The sequence below is a fragment of the Cronobacter sp. JZ38 genome (genome assembly GCF_008932145.1).
GTDB lineage: Bacteria > Pseudomonadota > Gammaproteobacteria > Enterobacterales > Enterobacteriaceae > Cronobacter > Cronobacter muytjensii.
On record NZ_CP017662.1, the window covers coordinates 47,939 to 70,665 of the forward strand.

General features: G+C 56.7%; 19 protein-coding genes. 11 read left to right on the forward strand and 8 right to left on the reverse strand.

What is annotated here, in order from left to right:
* Nucleotides 1–11: 11 nt before the first annotated feature.
* The 6 genes from mqo to metB all read right to left on the reverse strand — a co-directional run bounded on the left by mqo (nucleotide 12) and on the right by metB (nucleotide 9,851).
* Nucleotides 12–1,667, reverse strand: coding sequence for a malate dehydrogenase (quinone) (gene mqo, locus BJP61_RS00210; protein ID WP_038865940.1), 1,656 nt, complete (start codon nucleotides 1,665–1,667; stop codon nucleotides 12–14).
* Between the two features lie 272 nt (nucleotides 1,668–1,939).
* Nucleotides 1,940–3,229 (reverse strand): PAS domain-containing methyl-accepting chemotaxis protein, encoded by a 1,290-nt coding sequence (locus BJP61_RS00215; RefSeq protein ID WP_171997525.1) that lies wholly within the window; start codon nucleotides 3,227–3,229, stop codon nucleotides 1,940–1,942.
* Nucleotides 3,230–3,955: 726 nt separating this feature from the next.
* Nucleotides 3,956–4,564, reverse strand: a complete 609-nt coding sequence (locus BJP61_RS00220; RefSeq protein ID WP_105624598.1) for a hypothetical protein — start codon at nucleotides 4,562–4,564, stop codon at nucleotides 3,956–3,958.
* A gap of 473 nt (nucleotides 4,565–5,037) precedes the next feature.
* Nucleotides 5,038–5,934, reverse strand: a complete 897-nt coding sequence (gene metF, locus BJP61_RS00225; RefSeq protein WP_032994535.1) for a methylenetetrahydrofolate reductase — start codon at nucleotides 5,932–5,934, stop codon at nucleotides 5,038–5,040.
* Nucleotides 5,935–6,254: 320 nt separating this feature from the next.
* Nucleotides 6,255–8,687 carry a bifunctional aspartate kinase/homoserine dehydrogenase II gene (locus BJP61_RS00230; protein WP_075193895.1) on the reverse strand — a complete coding sequence of 811 codons (2,433 nt, stop codon included), beginning with the start codon at nucleotides 8,685–8,687 and terminating at the stop codon, nucleotides 6,255–6,257.
* Nucleotides 8,688–8,696: 9 nt separating this feature from the next.
* A complete protein-coding gene (gene metB / locus BJP61_RS00235; protein ID WP_161581021.1) occupies nucleotides 8,697–9,851 on the reverse strand; it encodes a cystathionine gamma-synthase in 1,155 nt (384 codons plus the stop codon).
* A 281-nt stretch (nucleotides 9,852–10,132) separates the two neighbouring features.
* On the opposite strand from metB, the gene metJ reads away from it, so the two are divergent.
* On the forward strand, nucleotides 10,133–10,450 hold the full coding sequence (metJ, locus tag BJP61_RS00240; protein ID WP_038865977.1) for a met regulon transcriptional regulator MetJ: 318 nt from the start codon (nucleotides 10,133–10,135) through the stop codon (nucleotides 10,448–10,450).
* Between the two features lie 92 nt (nucleotides 10,451–10,542).
* On the opposite strand, the gene rpmE is transcribed toward metJ, so the two are convergent.
* Complete coding sequence (gene rpmE, locus BJP61_RS00245; RefSeq protein WP_004385728.1) at nucleotides 10,543–10,755, reverse strand: 50S ribosomal protein L31; 213 nt, start codon at nucleotides 10,753–10,755, stop codon at nucleotides 10,543–10,545.
* Between the two features lie 203 nt (nucleotides 10,756–10,958).
* Here rpmE and priA point away from each other — a divergent pair, with 203 nt between their 5' ends.
* The 7 genes from priA (at nucleotide 10,959) to rraA (ending at nucleotide 19,122) form a co-directional block, all read left to right on the forward strand.
* Nucleotides 10,959–13,154 (forward strand): primosomal protein N', encoded by a 2,196-nt coding sequence (priA, locus tag BJP61_RS00250; protein WP_171997527.1) that lies wholly within the window; start codon nucleotides 10,959–10,961, stop codon nucleotides 13,152–13,154.
* A gap of 158 nt (nucleotides 13,155–13,312) precedes the next feature.
* A complete protein-coding gene (gene cytR, locus BJP61_RS00255; RefSeq protein ID WP_171997529.1) occupies nucleotides 13,313–14,347 on the forward strand; it encodes a DNA-binding transcriptional regulator CytR in 1,035 nt (344 codons plus the stop codon).
* 86 nt (nucleotides 14,348–14,433) lie between these two features.
* Entirely contained in the window at nucleotides 14,434–15,468 is a 1,035-nt protein-coding gene (gene ftsN / locus BJP61_RS00260; protein ID WP_075193898.1) for a cell division protein FtsN, read from the forward strand.
* A 91-nt stretch (nucleotides 15,469–15,559) separates the two neighbouring features.
* A complete protein-coding gene (gene hslV / locus BJP61_RS00265) occupies nucleotides 15,560–16,090 on the forward strand; it encodes an ATP-dependent protease subunit HslV (RefSeq protein WP_032967548.1) in 531 nt (176 codons plus the stop codon).
* Nucleotides 16,091–16,099: 9 nt separating this feature from the next.
* The gene (gene hslU / locus BJP61_RS00270; protein ID WP_004385733.1) at nucleotides 16,100–17,431 is read left to right on the forward strand and encodes an HslU--HslV peptidase ATPase subunit; all 1,332 of its coding nucleotides are present in this window, start codon (nucleotides 16,100–16,102) and stop codon (nucleotides 17,429–17,431) included.
* 180 nt (nucleotides 17,432–17,611) lie between these two features.
* Nucleotides 17,612–18,544 (forward strand): 1,4-dihydroxy-2-naphthoate polyprenyltransferase, encoded by a 933-nt coding sequence (gene menA / locus BJP61_RS00275; RefSeq protein ID WP_075193899.1) that lies wholly within the window; start codon nucleotides 17,612–17,614, stop codon nucleotides 18,542–18,544.
* Nucleotides 18,545–18,636: 92 nt separating this feature from the next.
* Complete coding sequence (gene rraA, locus BJP61_RS00280; protein WP_007729210.1) at nucleotides 18,637–19,122, forward strand: ribonuclease E activity regulator RraA; 486 nt, start codon at nucleotides 18,637–18,639, stop codon at nucleotides 19,120–19,122.
* Nucleotides 19,123–19,172: 50 nt separating this feature from the next.
* On the opposite strand, the gene zapB is transcribed toward rraA, so the two are convergent.
* On the reverse strand, nucleotides 19,173–19,412 hold the full coding sequence (gene zapB / locus BJP61_RS00285) for a septal ring assembly protein ZapB (protein ID WP_007667757.1): 240 nt from the start codon (nucleotides 19,410–19,412) through the stop codon (nucleotides 19,173–19,175).
* A 434-nt stretch (nucleotides 19,413–19,846) separates the two neighbouring features.
* On the opposite strand from zapB, the gene BJP61_RS00290 reads away from it, so the two are divergent.
* From BJP61_RS00290 to BJP61_RS00300, 3 genes are all read left to right on the forward strand, one after another.
* A complete protein-coding gene (locus tag BJP61_RS00290; protein ID WP_038865996.1) occupies nucleotides 19,847–20,695 on the forward strand; it encodes an MIP/aquaporin family protein in 849 nt (282 codons plus the stop codon).
* A gap of 22 nt (nucleotides 20,696–20,717) precedes the next feature.
* A complete protein-coding gene (gene glpK / locus BJP61_RS00295) occupies nucleotides 20,718–22,232 on the forward strand; it encodes a glycerol kinase GlpK (protein WP_038866043.1) in 1,515 nt (504 codons plus the stop codon).
* Between the two features lie 129 nt (nucleotides 22,233–22,361).
* Nucleotides 22,362–22,724: a YibL family ribosome-associated protein gene (locus tag BJP61_RS00300; protein WP_038865998.1), complete on the forward strand. Its 363-nt coding sequence runs from the start codon at nucleotides 22,362–22,364 to the stop codon at nucleotides 22,722–22,724.
* The last annotated feature ends 3 nt before the right edge of the window (nucleotides 22,725–22,727 follow it).

Here is a 22,727-nt window from a genome sequence, read left to right on the forward strand (position 1 = left end):
ATCCGTTTTGCTTACAGCGCCATATCGTGCTGCGGGCTTGCAGCCTGCGCCGGTTTGGCTTCCGGCAGCTTCTGCTGCGCGTCTTTCATCTGGATCACCGGCGGTTTGGTGAGCTGCAGCGTCGCGGCAGTCTCATCCCATACCTGCTGGGTCAGCGCCACGTTGCCGTTCAGCTTCTGACCGTAGCTCGGTACGATTTCACGCAGCTTCGCCTGCCACGCTTCTGATTTGAACTGCTCCGGGAAGAGCTGCTTAATCACGTTGATGGAGATAGGTGCCGCCGTTGACGCGCCAGGCGAGGCACCCAGCAGCGCGGCCAGGGTTTTCTGCTGGTCGGTGACGATTTCCGTACCGAGTTTCAGCACACCGCCTTTCTCCGGGTCTTTCTTGATGATCTGCACACGCTGACCAGCCTGGATAAGTTTCCAGTCTTCTTTGCGCGCTGACGGGTAGTACTCTTTCAGCGCTTCAAAACGGTCGTCGTCGCTCAGCATGACCTGACCAATCAGGTATTTCACCAGATCAAAATTATCCAGGCCCACATCGGTCATCGGCATGAAGTTTTTAGTGGTGGTGGTGCTCAGCAGATCGAAGAAAGAGCCGTTTTTCAGGAACTTGGTCGAGAAGGTCGCGAACGGCCCGAACAGCACAACGCGTTTGCCGTCCAGGAAACGGGCGTCAAGGTGCGGCACCGACATCGGCGGCGCGCCAACGGAGGCCTGACCATAGACTTTCTCGCCATGCTGACGCGCGATATCCGGGTTCTCAGAGACCAGGAACGAGCCGCCGACCGGGAAGCCCGCGTAGTTGTCCGCCTCCGGAATGCCGGTTTTTTGCAGTAGCTTCAGCGCGCCGCCGCCTGCGCCGATGAACACATATTTCGCGTCCACGGCATGCTCTTTCCCGGTGTTAACGTCGGTGATGGTGACGTGCCAGGAGTTATCGGCGTTGCGTTTGAAATCGGTGACTTCAGAAGACGTTTCCAGCTTGAAGTTGCTGGTTTTCTTCAGGCTGCCCACCAGCTGGCGGGTGATTTCGCCATAGTTCACGTCGGTGCCGACCGGTGTCCAGGTCGCGGCTACGCGCTGCTTAGGATCGCGCCCTTCGATAATCAGCGGTGCCCACTTTTTGATCTGGCTCTGATCGGTGGAGAACTCCATGCCCTGGAACAGCGTGGTCTGCTGCAGCGCTTTGTAGCGTTTCGCCAGGTAATCAACGTTATCGCCCCAGACGAAGCTCATGTGCGGCGTGGAGTTAATAAAGGAGTGCGGATCGTTCAGCACGCCGCGCTTCACCTGAGAAGACCAGAACTGGCGCGAAATCATAAACGCCTCGTTGATCTCCAGCGCTTTGCTGACGTCAATCGAGCCATCGGCGCGCTCCGGCGTGTAGTTCAGCTCCATATTGGCGGAGTGACCCGTACCGGCGTTATTCCAGCCGTTAGAGGATTCGAGCGCCACGCCGTCGAGTTTTTCCACCATTAACTGTTTCCAGTCCGGCTGGATCTCCTGAAGAACAGTGCCGAGCGACGCGCTCATGATGCCGCCGCCAATCAGCAGGACATCGGTTTTTTCCGTGGTGTTCTGCGCGTAAGCGGCTGAACTGACAAGTAATGCAATAAGAGAGAAAGCGGGAGCCTGCTTTCTGCTAAAGAGATTTTTAGACATCACGATCAACTATCATTGAAAAATTAGCTGATTATTTTAACGCAACAATTAAACTTTTAAAAATATTAAAACAAAAAATTAACAACCGCAAAAAGCGTGCGGTTATATCAGACGTTTCGCAGAAAAACAGGTAAATAGCGGCGAATCATTTCGTTAAATAATCAGGCGGTTCCGGTAATAAACGGAACCGTAGTGATGACGAGCGGCATCGGCAATATTAATCGTTAAGCCATGACAAACATGACGTTTATGCGCGGCGATGCCAGCCACCGTCAGGCATTAATAACTTTGCCAATCGCGTTAACCGCTTCGAGAATATTTTTCGCGTAGCCTTCAATCTCTTTGGTCAGCGTCAGCGCCTCGCGCGAAATAGCCGTCGTGGACGCCACTTCTTTACCGCTGCGGCAGATAGAATCCAGCGCGCTTTTCGTCAGGTTATCGTTTTTCTCGGTGATACGCGTTATTTTTCCGGTCGCGTCATCAATACGGTCAGCCAGCGATTTCACTTCGGTCGCGACAACAGAGAAGCCTTTACCGGAATCGCCCGCGCGCGCCGCTTCCACCGAGGCGTTTAATGACAGCAATTTGGTTTGCGTCGCTATCTGAGCAATGACTGACGACAGATCCATAATGCTTTCAGAGTCATTTTTCAGGTTGGTGACGATGCCGATAACCTGCTCCATATTGCTTTGGATATTCTCCATCGCCGTGACGCAGTCATCTAAGGTCTTTCTGATCTCAACCGTTTTCGTCAGCGTCTCGCGGGAGACCGCTTCCGCTCTTTCCGTCGCCTGACGCTCATCACGGCTTTTCTGCACTTCCGCCGTCACGTCATAGGCGAATTTCACCACCCGATAAAGGCGGCCTTTGTCGTCAAACACCGGGCTGTAACTGGCGCGCAGCCAGAGTTCATGGCGCTGTTTCGTGACGCGGCGGAAATCCCCGGAGGCGAATTCGCCGCGGTTCAGCTTGCGCCAGAAATCCGCGTACTCTGCGCTCATCGCGTACTCGCGCTCGCAGAAAATACGGTGATGCTTGCCGATGATTTCGTTCAGCGTGTACCCGGAAGCCTTACAGAAGTTCTCGTTCGCCGAGACGATATGCCCGTCCGGCGTAAACTCAATGATCGCCATTGAGCGGTGCGCCGCCTTGAGGATGGCGTCTTTGTTCAGCGCGTCATGGATCCTTCCTGAGATATCACGCGCCAGTTTAAGAACATACTCAACGTTGTTGTTTTTACCGATGACCGGAATATAGTTCGCCTCCAGCCACATTTCGCTGCCGTCTTTTTTGTAGCGCTGGAATTTATCGCTGAAGGTTTCGCCGCGCCCAAGCCGTTGCCAGAACTGCTTATATTCAGGGCTGGCGGTATATTCTGGCGCGCAGAACATACGGTGATGCTTACCCACCAGTTCATTAAGCGAATATCCCATAGCCGCCTGAAAAGCCGGATTCGCTTCCACAATCGTACCGTCGGGGCGGAAAAGAATAACCGCCATATGCGCTTTTATCGCTGAGAACGCCGCGTCGTTTTTTAAAATATTGGTTATCTTGCTAATCATTATTGCTATCCAGGAAGGTTTCTTACACAGCATATCGGCAATAATGAATAAGGCATAACGTGTATTTTTATATCGCTACGATAGCCGCCGCCCTTGGTTTATTTAATAATAAGCAATAGCGCGAAATAATATGTTTGCTAACAGTCAGAAATAGCAGTGACGCGCTTAAACGTCGTTGAAGGGAGAGAAAAAGCGCCCCAATTTAACTTAAGAAAAAACAAACTGTACAGAGCATATTTTCGTTGTACAAGTTTTTTGGCGCTGTGAAATATATGTTTTGTAACAATCGCGTCAGCGCAAGCCACAAAAAAGAGGCTTGCGCCTCCTCTCTGTAAGCCCGCAAGGGTTACGCGGTTTTCAGTTCCATCATTAGCGCAGTAACACCCATGCTTTCGTCCTCGGTCGTACGAGTAGGGTTAGATACCGTATCAGCCGCTCCTGCGATGATCCGGGACATTGCTGCGAGCTGTGAAGTTGCAAGGTTGCGCTTACTGAACCGTTCGTGAGAAGTAGCGTTATATCTATAGTCCTGCAAGCGTTTGTATTATGAATATGCACGCCTCGCTTGCGACTCACGGACGTTTTACGTAGTCACGTTCGCCAACTCTGACCGTTCTTATCATTCTGTTCGCAAAGAGCGGCGCTTCCAGCCGTTTTCCTGCTCCCTTCAATGATAGGGAAGTCAGCATTCAGCGCGGCCTTGCATTTTCAAAAAGTGCAACAGGGTTAGCCAGGAGAAAAAACTGCCGGGAAATAATCATTAATTTTATCGTTATCCAGTACCCGATCAACCGTGAAATCAAGGGTGCTTGATACCACTAAACCACTGTGAAGCGCGGGCGGAAAATCTTTAACCGAAGCAAATTTTGTGGGGACTATATATCTGAAATAATCGCCCATTTTAGTTTCACCTTCATATCCAAAAGGATAGTCTTGTCCCGGGGAAGAGCCTTCTACTCCCCAGTAAATAAACAACCCTTTATTAATAGCCAGGTTAGCATCGCTGTATTTTCCTGTTTTCGCCCACTCATCTTTTAATTTATTTATCACATATTCTTTATTGAGATTCTCCCTGAAGCGCCATGCTGAGAATAAATCCACCGTAAAATCGCCGCATTTATCAGCAGGATAAGTTGAATAATCAGATGACTCTTCCCATACGAATTCACTCATACTGTCAAGCAGTGCTTCAAAATTATCAATGCATAACAAAGACTTAGGTAAATCCCCAAAGCAGTTGTTAAGCATAAGGCTAACACGCCCATATTTATCAGCGGCAAACCAGGTATAAATGCTGCCAAATTCTGGCATCCATTCTACGTTTAATTTGTTCATTCTTAATTACCTTTAGGCCATGTTACTTGACAGTTTTCGCATGGAGGGATAACAGCGTCTGCGGGAATTGTCTCTTTCTTCCAGACATCACGCGGTCTAACCGCTTCTGTAAACTTTATCGTGGCAGGATCTGCACCTTGTCTAATCAGCTGATCGGCAGCCGATACTTCAGCACAAGCATGCGGCCATCGATATGCGGAAAGGCCATATATTAATGAAAGATGTACCCTGCCATAAATCTATTATGGTAAATTTACCTTAAGTTAGCTTCATTTATCTTCTTAAATTAAATCAGAAAATTAATAGAGCGGAAATAGATAGTGATTAATTTAAAAGCAGAGAATATTTCAGAAAAGCGTGAAGCCATCTGTTTTATTTATACTGCGCCGGAGCACGTTCTGGCAAAATGAAATAATTTCCGGGGGAAATAATAAAGGAGGCAAAGGCCTCCTTTGTATGAATATATTTTAGGCTTATGCCGCCACCGCCGGCCTTACACCCAGCGTATGGCAGATGGCGTAACTCATTTCCGCGCGGTTAAGCGTATAGAAGTGGAAATCTTTTACGCCTTCGCGGCTTAGAATCTTCACCATGTCCATCGCAATGTTAGCGCCGACCAGCTTGCGGGTTTCGGCGTCGTCATCAAGCCCGGCAAACATCTGCGACATCCAGGACGGAATGCGAACGTTGGTCATGTCGGCAAACTTTTTCGCCTGCTTAAAGTTGGAGACCGGCAGAATGCCAGGGATGATTTCAACATCGATGCCTGTTGCCGCGCAGCGGTCGCGAAAGCGCAGATAACTTTCGACGTCAAAGAAGAACTGGGTGATGGCGCGGTTAGCGCCCGCGTCGATTTTACGGCGCAGATTCAGCAGATCCGCCTGCGCACTTTTCGCCTCCGGGTGTACTTCCGGATACGCCGCGACGGAGATATCGAAATCAGCGACCTCTTTTAACAGCGCCACCAGATCGCTGGCGTACATTTCCGGTTTGCCGCTGCCAGCAGGCAGGTCGCCGCGCAGCGCGACGATATGGCGAATGCCGTTGTTCCAGTAGTCGCGCGCGATGGTGCGCAGCTCATCCGGCGTCGCATCGATGCAGGTGAGGTGCGGCGCCGCTTCAAGGCCCGTGCGGTCTTTGATGCCTTTGATGATGCTGTGGGTGCGGTCGCGCTCGCCGGAGTTGGCGCCGTAGGTGACCGACACAAATTTCGGCTTCAGGCTGCTTAAGCGATCAATAGAGGACCAGAGGGTCTGCTCCATTTCACTGGTGCGCGGCGGGAAAAATTCAAACGAGACGTTAATCTGTCCCTGCACTTCTGCGAGGCTCTGATTCAGGGCCTCCCGCTGGTTGGCGTGAAAAAAACTCATACCTTACCTCATCAATCGCTGTGTCGTGGTCGCGTGTGTTGACTTCTATACGTTTAGACGTCCAGATGTAAAAATGACGGAAAAGCCGGGTGGCGTCAACAGGTAAATCATCACTTGATGTGAGTATTTTTCAGCGAAGATGAAAAAAGTTCATGACAGAAAAATGAAGAAAGATTGTACAGCGGTGCGGAAGGGTGTTGCGGGCGTCAGCTGATGACGGGTGCGGTTAATGGCGGGTGCGTTTCGCTTACCCGCCCTGCCAGTAAAAGGCATTCAACGCCAGTGGTGGGTAAGCGAAGCGCCCCCACCACTCGACGAAATCAGAGCAATTGCGCCAGACGGTTAAGATCCGACTGAATCGCCCCGGCGGTCACATCGCGCCCCGCGCCCGGCCCGCGGATAACTAACGGGTTATCGCGATACCAGCGGCTTTCGATGGCGAAGACGTTATCGCAAGGCAGCAGCGAGGCCAGCGGATGCTCAGGACGCACGGCCTCGACGCCGACGCGCGCTTTACCGTTAGCGTCAAAACGCGCCACGTAGCGCAGCACGAGGCCCATCTCGCGCGCCGCCTCAAGGCGCTGCACCATTTGTTCGTTCAGCGCGTCGCCATATTCAAAGAAGTGATCCACCGAGCCTTCCTCGCACCCGGCAGGCACCAGCGACTCCACGCGCACCTGATCGGGCTCGATATCGTAGCCCGCCTCGCGCGCCAGGATAACCAGCTTGCGCATTACATCTTTACCGGAAAGATCCACGCGCGGGTCTGGCTCCGTCAGCCCCTGCTGCCACGCCTGATCCACCAGCTCGGTAAACGGCACCGTACCGTCAAACTGTAAAAACAGCCACGAGAGCGTACCGGAGAAAATCCCGCTGATTGAGAGAATGGAATCCCCGCTGTCGCGCAGATCGCGCACCGTGTGGTTGACCGGCAGGCCCGCGCCGACCGTCGCGTTATAGAGCCAGTGGCGGCCCGTTTTCGCAAAAGCATCGCGGATCTGACGATAGTTCTGGCTGTTGCTCGCGCCCGCCAGCTTATTGGCGCTGATGACGTGAAAACCATAACTCGCGAAATCAAGATACTGGTCCGCCAGATCCTGGCTTGCGGTGACGTCCAGCACCACTAAATCGTCGTACGGGTGCGCGCGCATCCACAGGAACAGCGACTCTTCATCCTGCTCCACCGCTTCATCATTAAAGAACGCCAGCGCGCGGCTCGCGTCCAGGCCGTCATAACTCAGCAGGCTACGGCGGCTGTCCACCACGCCTGCCAGCACAAACTCAAGGCCGGTGCGGGCAGAAAGCGTCTCCTGCTCGCGCGCGAACAGCTCAAGCCAGCGAGAACCGATATTCCCTTTGCCGAACAGCACAAGGCCGATGCGTTTTTCCGCGCGGAACAGCGACTGGTGCAGCCCCTGAATCAGGCTCTCCGTCGGCCCTGCGCGCAGCACGGCCACCAGGCTGATGCTCTCCTCCGACTGCCAGATAAACTCCACCGGCTGATCTTTAAGCTGCTGCCAGAAGCGATGGCTGTGCAGCGGATTGCGGCAGACACCCGCGCCGACCAGCGCTACTAACGCCAGCCCTTCGCGCAGGCGCAGCTCGCCCGGCAGCGCGGCGTCTTCCAGTAGCGTCAGCGCGCTGCCGACGACTTCTGAGGTATAACAGAGTTGCAGCAGGCGGCGGTCAGGGTGTACGCCGACCGACAGCGGGCGCAGCTGGGCGCGTCGAAGCAACGCATCCACCTCTTTATGCGCCAGTTTGAAATCCTGATGCGACGGCACTTCAAATTCAATCAGGCAGACATCGTCGTGGCTGGTGACGATGCGCGCCCCGGTGCCGGAAGCCAGCACGCGCTCAATGCGCGTAGACCCCTGCTCCGGGCTATAGCTGCAACGCAGTTGCAGGTCGATATCGCTGCCGGAAACGGGCTGTAAAGTACGCGCATGCAGAACGGGCGCGGCAAGACGCGCCAGCTCGCTCGCTTCGTCGAGTCGCAGCAGCGGCAGCAGGCAGGCGTCTTTGACTTTGCGCGGATCGGCGCTGTAAACACCCGCCACATCACTCCAGATAGTGACACGGGAAACGCCCGCCAGCGCGCCGATTTGCGTCGCCGAGTAGTCGGAGCCATTACGGCCCAGCAGAACCGTTTCACCGGCGTCGTTGCGACAGATAAAGCCGGTCACCACCAGACGTTTGCCCGGATGCTGCGCCATCAGCTGTTGTAACAACGGGAAAGAGAGACCTTCATTAACCTGCGGCTGCGCGGCGCGTTCAGCGCGCAGGAAATCGCGCGCGTCAAGCCAGGCGGCGTCGAGCCCCTGCTCGTTCAGCACCGCAGCCATCAGACGCGCCGACCAGATTTCACCGTGGCCGACCACTTCGGCGTAGACCGCGTCAGTAATGGTGCCATCCAGCAGCGCCGCGAGACGCTCCAGATCGCGGATAAATTCGCTGACCAGCCCGTCGGCGACGGCGGCTGGCAGCAGCCCGGAGATAAGCTCGCTCTGATAACGGCGCAGCGCCTGTTGCACCTGATGGGCGGAGAGACGATCGCTCTGGCTTAACTTCAGCCAGCTGATCAACTGGTTGGTCGTGCTGCCCGCCGCCGACACCACCATCATATCCCCGGCGCGGGAATAGTCGGCCATGATACCCGCCACGCGCAGGTAACATTTCACGTCGGCGAGACTGCTGCCGCCAAATTTATGCAGCTGACGACCGTTCGTCCCTGCAGGCGCTGTAACACTCATGCTTACCCCTTAGCTCGCCGCCTGGAACGCTTTTTCCAGGTCGGCAATTAAATCTTCGCTATCTTCAATACCCGTCGAGATGCGTAACAGCGTTTCGGAAATGCCCGCGGCGGCGCGCGCCTCCGGCGCCATGCCCGCATGGGTCATCGTCGCGGCGTGAGAGATAAGGCTCTCCACCCCGCCCAGAGATTCCGCCAGCGTGAACAGCTCCAGCGCGCCAAGGAAACGGCGTAGCGTCTGTTCGTCGCCATCCAGTTCAAAACTTAGCATCGCGCCGAAGCCTTTCTGCTGGCGCGCGGCTATCTCATGGCCCGCGTTGTCCGGCAGCGACGGATGATACAACTTTTTCACCCGCGGCTGTTGTTTGAGAAAATCCACAATCGCGCTGGCATTGCGCTGCGCCACTTCCATACGCGGGCTAAGCGTGCGCAGGCCGCGCAACAGCAGGTAGCTGTCGAACGCGCCGCCGGTCACGCCAATATTATTTGCCCACCAGGCGAGCTCCGTCACGGTCTCCGGCTCTTTCGCAATCACCACGCCCGCCACCACATCGGAGTGCCCGTTGAGATATTTGGTGCAGGAGTGCAGGACCAGATCGGCGCCCAGCGCCAGCGGGTTCTGCAACGCCGGGCTCAGGAACGTATTATCCACCACACTTATGGCTCCGGCCGCGCGCGAAAGTTCGCAAATTTTCGCAATATCCACCACGCGCAACAAGGGATTACTCGGGCTTTCCACCAGCACCAGTTTGGGTTTTTCGGCAAGCGCCGCTTTCAGCGCCGCCTCATCTCCTTGATCGACGAATTTCACGCGATAGCAGCCGCGTTTTGCGAGGCTGTCGAACAGACGGTAGCTGCCACCGTAACAGTCGTGCGGCGCGACCAGCAGATCGCCGGGCTTCAGGAAAACCGTGGTGACCAGATGAATCGCGGACATGCCGGTGTTGGTCAGCACGGCGCCAGCGCCCCCTTCCAGTTCCGCCAGCGCGCGCTGTACGACATCGCGAGTCGGGTTGCCGCGGCGCGAATAATCATGGGCGCGCGGTTCGTTAAAGCCGGTGAAGTTATAGGTGCTGGAGAGGTGAATCGGCGGGACGACGCAGCCGTACTGCTCGTCGTCGTTGAGCCCGCTGCGAACTGCGATGGTGGCCTGTTTACGCGTCATGAGGAGTCGTTTCCTGGCATTATCGGAGAAAAGTCAGGTGACAGAGTAAACATTGCCATTATGGACGTCAATACATCTGGACATCTAAACTTCTTTGCGTATAGATTGAGCAAAACAGGATTAGCCGTTAAAATTATGTGTTTTATAGGGTAGTGATGCAGCATCGGTGCCGAAGTCACGGTATTATTCCGGGCTGCTGAACAACAGACTATCGGGTTAAGACCGTGAGACCTATCCGGTTTTAATCTTTTTCTAATGACTGAGAGGATTAAAGGTATCTCATGGCTGAATGGAACGGCGAATATATCAGCCCCTACGCTGAGCACGGCAAGAAGAGTGAACAGGTCAAAAAAATTACGGTTTCCATTCCTCTGAAGGTGTTAAAAATCCTCACCGATGAACGCACCCGTCGTCAGGTGAATAACCTGCGCCATGCCACTAACAGCGAGCTGCTGTGCGAGGCTTTCCTTCACGCCTTTACCGGCCAACCCTTGCCGGACGATAACGACCTGCGTAAAGAGCGCAGCGACGAGATCCCGGAAGAGGCGAAGGTAATCATGCGTGAAATGGGTATCGACCCGGATACCTGGGAATACTGATTCGCATCAACGACAAAGGCGCCCATCGGCGCCTTTGTTTTATGCTTGAGAGCAACAAAAAAGGCGCCGTTGGGCGCCTTTTTTCGGGAAACTTATTTGCTGCCCGGGATGCTGAAGCGTTTGTTGAAACGCTCAACACGACCACCGGTATCAACAACACGCTGTTTACCAGTGAAGAACGGGTGGCAGTTGCCGCACACGTCCAGGTTCAGGTCGTGGCCAACGGTGGAGCGAGTTTTGATCACGTTACCGCAAGAGCAGGTAGCGGTGATTTCAACATATTTCGGGTGAATATCTTTTTTCATGGGAAACCTCAGTTAAGGCCGCGTCGCTCTTCCGGCCCTTACGCCAGACACCACGCGATGTTGATAAAGTCGGTTTGATACTTTTAAAGGGCATCAAAGGCGGCGAATCATACAGAAAATAACCGCCCCATGCAAACTGATCCGCAAATTTATGAACACACAGTGTACACTATGACGCTTCTTTTCTCAGCCCGGATACCTTCATGCCTGTAGCCCGCGTTGCTCTGCCCGTTCCGCTTGCCCGCACGTTTGACTACCTGCTGCCCGACACCATGACGGCGGCGGCGGGTTGTCGCGTGCGCGTGCCGTTCGGCCGCCAGCAGCGCGTCGGCGTTGTGGTGGCGGTGGGCGAAGAGAGCGAGCTGGCGCGCAGCGAGCTGAAAAGCGTGGTGGAGGTACTGGATGGCGCGTCGCTCTACCCGACGACGCTCTGGCGGATGCTGCTCTGGGCGGCGGACTATTATCACCACCCGGTCGGCGAAGTGCTGTTTCACGCGCTACCGGTGCTGCTGCGTCAGGGGAAACCCGCCAGTCCGGCGCCGCTCTGGTACTGGTTCGCCACCGAAGAGGGCCGGGCGGTCGATCTCAACAGCCTGAAGCGGTCGCCGAAACAGCAACAGGCGCTGGCGGCGCTGCGTCATGGCCGGTTATGGCGACATGAAGTGGCGCAGATGGCGTTCAACGACGCCGCGCTTCAGGCGCTGCGCACGAAGGGCCTGTGCGAACTTGGCAGCGAACTGCCGCCCGTCGCCGACTGGCGCGGCCAGTTCTCCGTCGCGGGCGACCGGCTGCGGCTGAACACCGAACAGGCCACTGCCGTGGGCGCCATTCGCGGCGAAGCCGACAATTTCTGCGCCTGGCTGCTTGCGGGCGTCACCGGCTCCGGCAAAACCGAAGTCTATTTAAGCGTGCTCGAAAACACGCTGGCGCAGGGTAAACAGGCGCTGGTGCTGGTGCCGGAAATCGGCCTGACGCCCCAGACCATTGCCCGCTTTCGCGAGCGCTTCAACGCGCCCGTTGAGGTGCTGCACTCGGCGCTGAATGACAGCGAACGGCTGGCGGCCTGGCTGAAAGCCAAAAGCGGCGAGGCGGCCATCGTCATTGGTACGCGCTCGGCGCTTTTCACGCCGTTTAAAAATCTCGGCGTGATTGTTATCGATGAAGAGCATGACAGCTCCTATAAACAGCAGGAAGGCTGGCGCTATCACGCGCGCGACCTGGCAGTCTACCGGGCGCACAGCGAGCAGATCCCGATTATTTTAGGCTCAGCGACGCCAGCGCTGGAGACCCTGCATAACGTGCGTCAGCGTAAATACCGCGTGCTGAAACTGACCCACCGCGCAGGTAACGCGCGCCCGGCGCTTCAGCACGTGCTCGATCTTAAAGGCCAGCCGTTGCAGGCCGGCCTCGCGCCCGCGCTGGTGGCCCGCATGCGCCAGCATTTACAGGCGGATAATCAGGTTATTTTGTTTCTTAACCGCCGCGGCTTTGCGCCCGCGCTGCTGTGTCATGACTGCGGCTGGATAGCCGAATGTCCGCGCTGCGATCACTACTACACGCTACATCAGGCGCAACATCAGCTGCGCTGCCACCATTGCGACAGCCAGCGCCCGGTGCCGCGCCAGTGTCCGGGCTGCGGCTCCACGCACCTGGTGCCGGTGGGGCTTGGCACCGAACAGCTTGAACAGAGCCTGGCGCCGCTTTTTCCCGGCGTGCCGCTGTCGCGCATCGACCGCGACACTACCAGCCGCAAGGGCGCGCTTGAACAACAGCTCGCCGAAGTGCATCGCGGCGGCGCGCGTATCCTTATTGGCACCCAAATGCTGGCTAAAGGGCACCATTTTCCTGACGTCACGCTGGTGGCGCTGCTGGATGTCGACGGCGCGCTGTTTTGCGCCGATTTCCGCTCGGCGGAGCGTTTCGCCCAGCTCTACACCCAGGTGGCGGGCCGCGCCGGACGCGCGGGCAAACAGGGCGAAGTGGTGCTTCAGACGCATCATCCGGAACATCCGTTGCTCCAGACGTTGCTTCATCAGGGCTATGACGCTTTCGCTGACCAGGCGCTGGCGGAGCGCAGCAGCGTCTGGCTGCCGCCTTACAGCAGCCATATTTTGATTCGCGCGGAAGATCACCATAACCAGGACGCGCCGGCGTTTCTGCAGCAGTTGCGCAATTTGCTCCAGGCAAGCCCGCTGGCGGATGACAAACTCTGGCTGCTCGGCCCGGTTCCGGCGTTGCAGCCCAAACGCGGCGGCCGTTACCGCTGGCAGTTGCTGTTGCAACATCCTTCGCGTTTGCAGCTCCAGCGCATCGTCGCGGGCAGCCTGCCGCTGGTAGGGACGCTGCCCGCCGCGCGCAAGGTGAAATGGACGCTCGACGTTGACCCGACCGAAGGCTGACCGCCCCGCCCGCTTCTGCGAAACGGATCGTAAAATTTAATATCCATCACATCTTCGATGTAATTTTTGTAACCGCCGCGCTCAAGATCTGTTAAGAATGTGAGGCGTGTCAGATTACAGGACGAGTCTGCGCCTGCGGACCGCTACGAGGAGATGAAGTGAAGTCCAAAAAGCAGGTTGCCGCCGCAACCATGAAAGATGTCGCCGTTCGCGCCAGGGTATCTACCGCGACGGTATCCCGTGCTTTAATGAACCCGGAAAAAGTCTCACAGGCCACCCGCAACCGTGTGGAGCAGGCCGCCATCGACGTGGGTTATCTGCCAGGCTCGCTCAGTCGCAACCTGAAGCGCAACGAATCCCGCACCATTCTGGTGATTGTCCCGGACATCTGCGACCCGTTTTTCAGCGAAATTATTCGCGGCATCGAAGTCACCGCGGCGGATCAAGGCTATCTGGTACTGATTGGCGACTGCGCGCATCAGAACCAGCAGGAAAAAACCTTCATTGACCTTATCATCACGAAACAGATAGACGGCATGCTGTTGCTGGGCTCGCGTCTGCCATTTGACGCCAGCAAAGAGGAGCAACGCAACCTGCCGCCGATGGTGATGGCAAACGAATTCGCGCCGGAGCTGGAGCTGCCGACGGTGCATATCGACAACCTCACCGCCGCGTTTAACGCCGTAAACTATCTGCACGAGCTGGGCCATCAGCGCATCGCCTGCATCGCAGGCCCGGAAGAGATGCCGCTGTGCCACTACCGGTTGCAGGGCTACGTTCAGGCGCTACGCCGTTGCGGCATGACGGTAGACCCGCACTATATCGCCCGCGGCGATTTTACCTTTGAAGCAGGCGCCAGCGCGCTTGAACAGCTCCTGAGTCTGCCACAGCCGCCGACGGCGATTTTCTGCCACAGCGACGTAATGGCGCTTGGCGCGCTGTCGATGGCGAAACGTCGCGGCTACCGCATACCGGACGATCTCTCTATCATCGGCTTTGATAACATCGCGTTAGCGGAGTTCTGCGATCCGCCGTTGACCACCGTCGCGCAGCCGCGTTTTGATATTGGCCGTGAAGCCATGCTGCTGTTGCTCAACCAGCTCAACGGCCACACCGTCAGCAGCGGTTCGCGTCTGCTGGATTGCGAACTGGTGCTGCGCGGCACCACCCGCGCCCCGAAGCCGCGAAATTAACCGCCTTTAAGACTCCTTATCTGGTCAAAGGCCCGTCCCTTAAGTAACATGGCGGGCTGATAACGAATGGATACAGCGAAACGATAGTGGCACAACGAGATTATGTACGCCGCGGACAACCGACGCCCGCGCGGCGCAAGAAAACCAACACCCGCAAAAAGCAACGTAACCTGCCTGCTGTTTCACCGGCGATGGTCGCTATCGCAGCGGCGGCGCTGGTCGCCTTTATTGGCGGTCTGTACTTTATTACGCATCATAAAAAAGAAGAGTCGGAAACCCTGCCGGGCCATAAAGTCACCGGCAATGGCCTGCCGCCGAAGCCGGAAGAACGCTGGCGGTATATCAAAGAGCTGGAAAGCCGCCAGCCAGGCGTGCTGAAACCCACCGAACCTTCCGCAGGCGGCGAAATCATGAATCAGGATCAACTGACCGACGAACAGCGTCAGTTGCTCGATCAGATGCAGGCGGATATGCGCCAGCAGCCGACGCAGCTCAGCGAAGTGCCGTGGAACGAACAGACGCCGGCGCAGCGCCAGCAGACGCTGCAACGCCAGAAACAGCTTCAGCAGCAACAACAGATGCAGCAGTGGAACAACACCGCGCAGCAGCCGACACGCACCGCGCCGCGCACGGAAACGCCACGCGTTGAAACGCGTCAGGCGCAGGCTTACCAACCGCCGCAGACCCGCACGGTGCAGACGCAGCAGCCTGCGCGCGCCACGCAGCAAACGCAAACCCAGACGCGCCAGGCGCAGACGAGCAACGCGCCGTATCAGGATCTGCTGCAAACGCCGCCGCATACTACGCAGCGTGAAACTGTCCAGAGCAAGCCTGCGCAAACCGCGCCGGTCACGCGCGAGGCGGAAACCGCGAAGCCGGCCGAGAAGAAAGACGAGCGCCGCTGGATGGTGCAGTGCGGCTCGTTCAAAGGCACCGAGCAGGCCGAAACCGTTCGCGCCCAGCTGGCGTTTGAAGGTTTTGACTCGCGCATTACGTCCAACAACGGCTGGAACCGCGTCGTTATCGGCCCGATTAAAGGCAAAGATAACGCCGACGGCACCCTCAACCGCCTGAAGATGGCGGGCCATTCAAACTGCATTCGTCTCGCCTCCGGGGGTTGAAACCCCCGAAACGCCCCCCATCTATAATTGCATTCTGCCCCGCATCACTCGCGGGGCGCTGTCTTCAGCTTATGCAATAAGGGGTTTGCTCGTGACAACAATAGTAAGTGTGCGCCGCAACGGCCAGGTAGTGATCGGTGGCGACGGCCAGGCCACCCTGGGCAACACCGTAATGAAAGGCAACGTGAAAAAAGTCCGCCGTCTGTATAACGACAAAGTTATCGCGGGCTTCGCGGGCGGCACCGCCGACGCCTTCACCCTCTTTGAACTTTTTGAACGCAAACTGGAAATGCACCAGGGTCACCTGGTAAAAGCCGCCGTTGAACTGGCGAAAGACTGGCGTACCGACCGTATGCTGCGCCGCCTTGAAGCGCTGCTGGCGGTGGCGGATGAAAACGCCTCGCTGATTATCACCGGTAACGGCGATGTCGTGCAGCCGGAAAACGATCTGATCGCCATTGGTTCCGGCGGCCCTTACGCGCAGGCTGCGGCACGCGCGCTGCTGGAAAACACCGAGCTCGGCGCTCGTGACATCGTGGAGAAGTCGCTGGGGATCGCGGGTGATATCTGCATCTACACCAACCACTTCCTCACCATCGAAGAACTCTCCTCTAAAGCGTAAGGATCTCCCATGTCTGAAATGACTCCACGCGAAATTGTCAGCGAACTCGACAAACATATTATCGGCCAGGACGCGGCGAAGCGTTCTGTCGCCATCGCGCTGCGTAACCGCTGGCGCCGTATGCAGTTAAATGAAGAACTGCGACATGAAGTCACGCCGAAAAACATTCTGATGATTGGCCCGACCGGCGTCGGTAAAACCGAAATCGCCCGTCGTCTGGCGAAGCTTGCCAACGCGCCGTTTATCAAAGTCGAAGCGACTAAATTCACCGAAGTGGGCTATGTCGGTAAAGAAGTGGACTCTATCATCCGCGATCTGACCGATTCCGCCATTAAAATGGTGCGCATGCAGTCGATCGAGAAAAACCGCTATCGCGCCGAAGAGATGGCCGAAGAGCGCATTCTCGACGTGCTGATCCCGCCTGCCAAAAACAACTGGGGCCAGCCGGAACAGCAGCAGGAGCCGTCCGCCGCGCGTCAGGCGTTTCGCAAAAAGCTGCGCGAAGGCGAGCTTGACGATAAAGAGATTGAAATCAACCTGGCCGCCGCGCCGATGGGCGTCGAAATTATGGCGCCTCCGGGTATGGAAGAGATGACCAGCCAGCTGCAGTCGATGTTCCAGAACCTGGGCGGCCAGAAACAGAAGCCGCGCAAGCTGAAAATCAAAGACGCGATGAAGCTGCTGGTGGAAGAAGAAGCGGCGAAGCTGGTAAACCCGGAAGAGCTGAAAGAGCAGGCTATCGAAGCCGTTGAACAGCACGGCATCGTGTTTATCGATGAGATCGATAAAATCTGTAAGCGCGGCAACGTTTCCGGCCCGGATGTCTCCCGCGAAGGCGTTCAGCGCGACCTGCTGCCGCTGGTGGAAGGCTGCACCGTCTCCACAAAACACGGCATGGTGAAAACCGATCACATCCTGTTTATCGCCTCCGGCGCTTTCCAGGTGGCGAGCCCGTCTGATCTGATCCCTGAGCTTCAGGGCCGTCTGCCGATCCGCGTTGAGCTGCAGGCGCTGACGGCGGAAGATTTCGAGCGCATCCTCACCGAGCCGAACGCGTCGGTGACCGTGCAGTACAAAGCGCTGATGGAAACCGAAGGCGTGCATATCGAATTTACCGACGATGGTATCAAGCGTATCGCGCAGGCGGCGTGGCAGGTGAACGAAACCACCGAGAACATCGGCGCGCGTCGCCTGCACACCGTGCTGGAGCGTCTGATGGAAGATATCTCGTATGACGCCAGCGATCTGGGCGGCCAGACGATTACTATCGACGCCGATTATGTGAGCAAACACCTGGATGCGCTGGTGGCAGATGAAGATCTGAGCCGTTTTATCTTATAATCGCGCTCAACGCATTTTCATCACTTTTGGTGAGGGTTTTTGCCCCGCCCGATGTGAGGTGCGGTAAGGCGGTCAGCCTGTTCCCGGCGGCGTTAAAACGCCGGGATATTCAGGCAACGCCGGCAACCCGCAGCTTCATCAGGCAGGCAAGCCCTCATTTTTATTGGCTCAGATCCGTCTATGAATACACACTCGCATTCGGTAAGCCGTACCCAGGCCTGGCTTGAAAGCCTGCGCCCGCGCACGCTGCCGCTGGCTTTTTCCGCCATTATGGTAGGCAGCGCGCTCGCCTGGTGGCAGGGCTATTTCGATCCGGTTATCACGCTCCTGGCGCTACTGACCGCCGGGCTGCTGCAAATCCTCTCCAATCTTGCCAACGACTATGGCGACGCCGTAAAAGGCAGCGACCAGCCCGATCGCCTCGGTCCGCTGCGCGGTATGCAGAAAGGCGCTATCACCGCGCCGCAGATGAAGCGCGCCATTTTGTTCACCGTGGCGCTGATTTGCGTTTCCGGACTGGCGCTCGTCAAAGTGGCCTGCCACAGCCTTACCGATGTGCTCGGGTTTCTCGCGCTCGGCGCGCTCTCGATTCTCGCCGCGATTACTTATACCGTCGGCACGCGCCCGTATGGCTACATGGGCCTTGGCGATATTTCGGTGCTGGTGTTCTTCGGCTGGCTGAGCGTGCTGGGTAGCTGGTATTTGCAGGCTCATACGCTGATCTCCCCGCTCTGGCTACCAGCGACCGCCTGCGGCTTGCTGGCGGCGGCCGTGCTGAATATCAATAACCTGCGCGATATCGACAGCGACCGGCGCAACGGCAAGAACACGCTGGCGGTGCGCCTCGGCCCCGTCGCCGCCCGCCGTTACCATGTGGGTTTGCTGGCTGGCGCGCTGGGCTGTCTTGCGGCGTTTAATCTGCTCTGGCTGCAAAGCCCGTGGGGCTGGGCGTTCCTGCTGGCTACACCGCTGCTGGCGCGTCAGGCGCGCGTTGTGCTGCGCGATACGGATCCTGCGGCGATGCGCCCGATGCTCGAACGCACCGTGAAAGCGGCCCTGCTGGTGAACCTGCTGTTTATCGTCGGGCTGGTCCTCAGCCAGCGTCTGGGTTAACTGACCCGCATCAATTAACAATTGATGATTTTGCCAACAGCGCGCGTTAAGCGATATACTGACAGCTCTTGCAGCAACTGAACGTTAAACCTATGAAATACGATACTTCTGAGCTTTGTGACATCTACCAGGAAGAGGTCAACGTTGTGGAGCCTCTGTTCTCCAACTTCGGCGGTCGCTCTTCTTTTGGCGGGCAAATCATCACGGTGAAATGTTTCGAGGACAACGGGTTGCTGTATGAGCTGCTCGAAGAAAATGGCCGCGGACGCGTTTTACTGGTTGATGGCGGCGGTTCGGTACGCCGCGCCCTGATTGATGCTGAACTGGCGCGCCTTGCGGTGCAGAACGAATGGGAAGGCATTGTGGTCTATGGCGCCGTGCGTCAGGTTGACGACCTCGCGGAGCTGGATGTCGGCATCCAGGCGCTGGCGGCGATCCCGGTAGGCGCGGCAGGCGAAGGCATCGGCGAAAGCGACGTGCGCGTTAATTTCGGCGGCGTGACCTTCTTCTCCGGCGACCATCTCTACGCCGACAACACCGGCATTATCCTTTCTGAAGATCCGCTGGATATCGAGTAATAAAAACGGGCGCCCTGAGCGCCCGTTCTTTTTTGGTCAATGTGCGGTAATCACACTTCTTCCATTTTACCCAGCAGCGCCTGAAGACGTTCCTGCCAGACATGCTGCTGTTCACGCAGCTGATGGTTTTCCTGCTCCAGCGCTTCGCGGCTGCCCTGCGCGTTCTGCACTTCCTGAGCAAGATGATTGTTCTTGTCTTTCAGCTCTTCGATTTCCATCTGCAACAGGGTGATGGTATCAACAGCCTGCTGTACTTTCGCTTCCAGTTTTTCAAACACTTCAAATGACATCGTACTACCTCTCCTGAATTGCAAGGCGTTGATGGATGACTATCCTCGTCCCGGTGCCCGGCGACGCCTTAAGTAATCTGTGCGCACAACACTAGTCCCGATTGTATGAAGCCCTTGTGCCCCTGTCCAGCGACAACCCGCACGGATTGCGGTTTGCGCGCTTTTTCAGTCTAAACCGAGTGTATTCGCTTCATGAAGCGGTAAATTGTTAACATGTTAGTTAATGAAATGATTCAGCTCTCACTTTCCCCTGCCCGAAAAACGCGCTGTTGGGCGCGAAAACGCTCATTTTCTTGACGTAACACACACATTTCAATTTCGATATTTCTCGTTTTTGTTCGTTAACGATAAGTTAACACCATGTCTACAAGACATCATGGTCGTCTTCGACACCGTGCATACAATAATCATCAATTAGCCTTCAGGACCCGATTATGAGTCAAACATCAACCTTAAAAGGCGAGTGCATCGCTGAATTCCTCGGTACCGGGTTGTTGATTTTCTTCGGTGTGGGCTGCGTGGCGGCGCTGAAAGTGGCAGGAGCCAGTTTCGGTCAGTGGGAAATCAGCATCATCTGGGGTCTGGGCGTGGCGATGGCCATCTACCTGACCGCAGGCGTTTCCGGCGCGCATCTTAACCCGGCGGTAACCATCGCGTTGTGGCTGTTTGCCTGTTTCGACGGGCGTAAAGTTGTTCCTTTTATTATTTCTCAGTTTGCCGGCGCCTTTTGCGCAGCGGCGTTAGTTTACGGGCTTTATTACAATCTTTTCCTCGATTACGAACAGACTCACCACATGGTTCGCGGCAGTGTCGAAAGTCTCGATCTGGCCGGTATTTTCTCTACCTATCCAAACCCGCACATCAACCTGATTCAGGCCTTTGCGGTTGAAATGGTGATTACCGCTATTCTGATGGGCGTCATTATGGCGCTGGGTGATGATGGCAACGGCATTCCGCGTGGCCCGCTGGCACCGCTCCTGATTGGCCTGCTGATTGCGGTTATCGGCGCGTCGATGGGCCCGCTGACCGGCTTCGCCATGAACCCGGCGCGCGATTTAGGGCCGAAGGCGTTCGCGTGGCTCGCAGGCTGGGGCAACGTTGCCTTTACCGGCGGACGCGACATCCCTTACTTCCTGGTGCCGGCGCTGGGTCCGGTGGTTGGCGCGGCGCTTGGCGCGTTCGGCTACCGCAAACTGATTGGCCGCCATTTACCGTGCGATACTCGCGAGGAAGACGTGGACAACGCTTCTGCCGCCAGCGCACAACAGAAAGCTTCGCTGTAACCGATTTACGGGATAAAAAATGATGACTCCAGAAAAAAAATATATCGTTGCACTCGACCAGGGCACGACCAGCTCCCGCGCCGTGGTGATGGATCATGACGCAAACATTGTCAGCGTCTCCCAGCGTGAATTTGAACAAATCTATCCGCGTCCGGGCTGGGTAGAGCATGATCCGATGGAGATTTGGGCCTCCCAGAGCTCCACGCTGGTGGAAGCGCTGGCCAAAGCAGACATCAGTTCCGATCAGATTGCCGCTATCGGCATCACCAACCAGCGCGAAACCGCAGTGGTCTGGGAGCGCGAAACCGGCAAGCCGATTCATAATGCTATCGTCTGGCAGTGCCGCCGTACCTCGGAGATTTGCGAGAAGCTGAAGCGCGACGGCATGGAAGATTACGTGCGTGAGACGACCGGCCTTGTGATCGACCCGTACTTTTCCGGCACCAAAGTAAAATGGATTCTGGATCACGTAGAAGGCTCTCGCGAGCGTGCCAAACGCGGCGAACTGCTGTTCGGTACCGTTGATACCTGGCTTATCTGGAAAATGACCCAGGGGCGCGTACATGTCACCGACTACACCAACGCCTCGCGCACTATGCTGTTCAACATCCACGAGCTTGACTGGGATGACAGAATGCTCGACGTGCTGGATATCCCGCGCGCCATGCTGCCGCAGGTGCGTAAATCATCGGAAGTTTACGGCCAGACCAACATCGGCGGTAAAGGCGGCACCCGTATTCCTATCGCCGGTATCGCGGGCGACCAGCAGGCGGCGCTGTTCGGCCAGCTCTGCGTGAAGGAAGGGATGGCGAAAAATACCTACGGCACCGGCTGCTTTATGCTGATGAACACGGGCGAAAAAGCGGTGGCGTCTACCCACGGTCTGCTGACTACCATCGCCTGCGGCCCTCGCGGCGAAGTGAACTACGCGCTCGAAGGCGCCGTGTTTATGGCGGGTGCGTCCATTCAGTGGCTGCGCGACGAGATGAAACTTATCAGCGACGCGTTTGACTCCGAATATTTCGCGACCAAAGTGAAAGACACCAACGGCGTTTACGTGGTGCCGGCGTTTACCGGCCTCGGCGCGCCGTACTGGGACCCGTACGCCCGCGGCGCGATTTTCGGCCTGACCCGTGGCGTGAACTCAAACCACATCATCCGCGCGACGCTGGAATCGATCGCCTTCCAGACCCGTGACGTGCTGGAAGCGATGCAGGCGGATTCTGGCATTCGTCTGCACGCCCTGCGCGTGGACGGCGGCGCGGTGGCCAACAACTTCCTGATGCAATTCCAGTCTGACATTCTCGGCACCCGCGTGGAGCGCCCGGAAGTCCGTGAAGTCACAGCCCTGGGCGCAGCCTATCTGGCTGGTCTGGCGGTCGGCTACTGGCAGAACCTGGATGAGCTGCAGGAAAAAGCGGTGATTGAGCGTGAGTTCCGCCCGGGTATTGAAACCACCGAGCGTAACTACCGTTACGAAGGCTGGCGCAAAGCGGTAAAACGCGCCATGGCCTGGGAAGAGCATGATAAAGAGTAAGCGTTAACCTCATTGGTATTCCCCTTTTCTCCCGCCTTCGGGCGGGAGACTTTTCCCCGTTTTTTCATTCACCCTCCGCAATAGTGTATCCTTTGCAGCAATCTCCCCCTTTTTAATGGTTCGTTATAAATGAAAGAAATCGAAAAAGCTGAAATCAAACGCCTGAGCGACCGCCTTGATGCCGCGCGTCACCAGCAGGCTGCTGTTTCCCTGACGGAAGCGGCCGACAAATACGCCGAGCTTGAGCAGGAGATAGCGACGCTGGAAGCGGAAATCGCACGCCTGAAAGATGTACGCACCGATAAGCTCAGCAAAGAGGCGCAGAAACTGATGGCGATGCCGTTTAAACGCCCCATCACTAAAAAAGAGCAGGCCGACATGGGCAAGCTGAAGAAAAGCGTGCGCGGGCTGGTTGTCGTTCACCCCATGACCGCACTGGGCCGTGAAATGGGCCTGAAAGAAATGACCGGCTTTGCAAAGAGCGCGTTTTAAGGA

Bases quoted from the DNA above. Each gene is read 5' to 3' on its own strand.
- mqo (WP_038865940.1), bottom strand. From the start codon at position 1,667: ATGTCTAAAAATCTCTTTAGCAGAAAGCAGGCTCCCGCTTTCTCTCTT.
- BJP61_RS00215 (WP_171997525.1), bottom strand. From the start codon at position 3,229: ATGATTAGCAAGATAACCAATATTTTAAAAAACGACGCGGCGTTCTCA.
- BJP61_RS00220 (WP_105624598.1), bottom strand. From the start codon at position 4,564: ATGAACAAATTAAACGTAGAATGGATGCCAGAATTTGGCAGCATTTAT.
- metF (WP_032994535.1), bottom strand. From the start codon at position 5,934: ATGAGTTTTTTTCACGCCAACCAGCGGGAGGCCCTGAATCAGAGCCTC.
- BJP61_RS00230 (WP_075193895.1), bottom strand. From the start codon at position 8,687: ATGAGTGTTACAGCGCCTGCAGGGACGAACGGTCGTCAGCTGCATAAA.
- metB (WP_161581021.1), bottom strand. From the start codon at position 9,851: ATGACGCGTAAACAGGCCACCATCGCAGTTCGCAGCGGGCTCAACGAC.
- metJ (WP_038865977.1), top strand. From the start codon at position 10,133: ATGGCTGAATGGAACGGCGAATATATCAGCCCCTACGCTGAGCACGGC.
- rpmE (WP_004385728.1), bottom strand. From the start codon at position 10,755: ATGAAAAAAGATATTCACCCGAAATATGTTGAAATCACCGCTACCTGC.
- priA (WP_171997527.1), top strand. From the start codon at position 10,959: ATGCCTGTAGCCCGCGTTGCTCTGCCCGTTCCGCTTGCCCGCACGTTT.
- hslU (WP_004385733.1), top strand. From the start codon at position 16,100: ATGTCTGAAATGACTCCACGCGAAATTGTCAGCGAACTCGACAAACAT.
- menA (WP_075193899.1), top strand. From the start codon at position 17,612: ATGAATACACACTCGCATTCGGTAAGCCGTACCCAGGCCTGGCTTGAA.
- rraA (WP_007729210.1), top strand. From the start codon at position 18,637: ATGAAATACGATACTTCTGAGCTTTGTGACATCTACCAGGAAGAGGTC.
- zapB (WP_007667757.1), bottom strand. From the start codon at position 19,412: ATGTCATTTGAAGTGTTTGAAAAACTGGAAGCGAAAGTACAGCAGGCT.
- BJP61_RS00290 (WP_038865996.1), top strand. From the start codon at position 19,847: ATGAGTCAAACATCAACCTTAAAAGGCGAGTGCATCGCTGAATTCCTC.
- glpK (WP_038866043.1), top strand. From the start codon at position 20,718: ATGACTCCAGAAAAAAAATATATCGTTGCACTCGACCAGGGCACGACC.
- BJP61_RS00300 (WP_038865998.1), top strand. From the start codon at position 22,362: ATGAAAGAAATCGAAAAAGCTGAAATCAAACGCCTGAGCGACCGCCTT.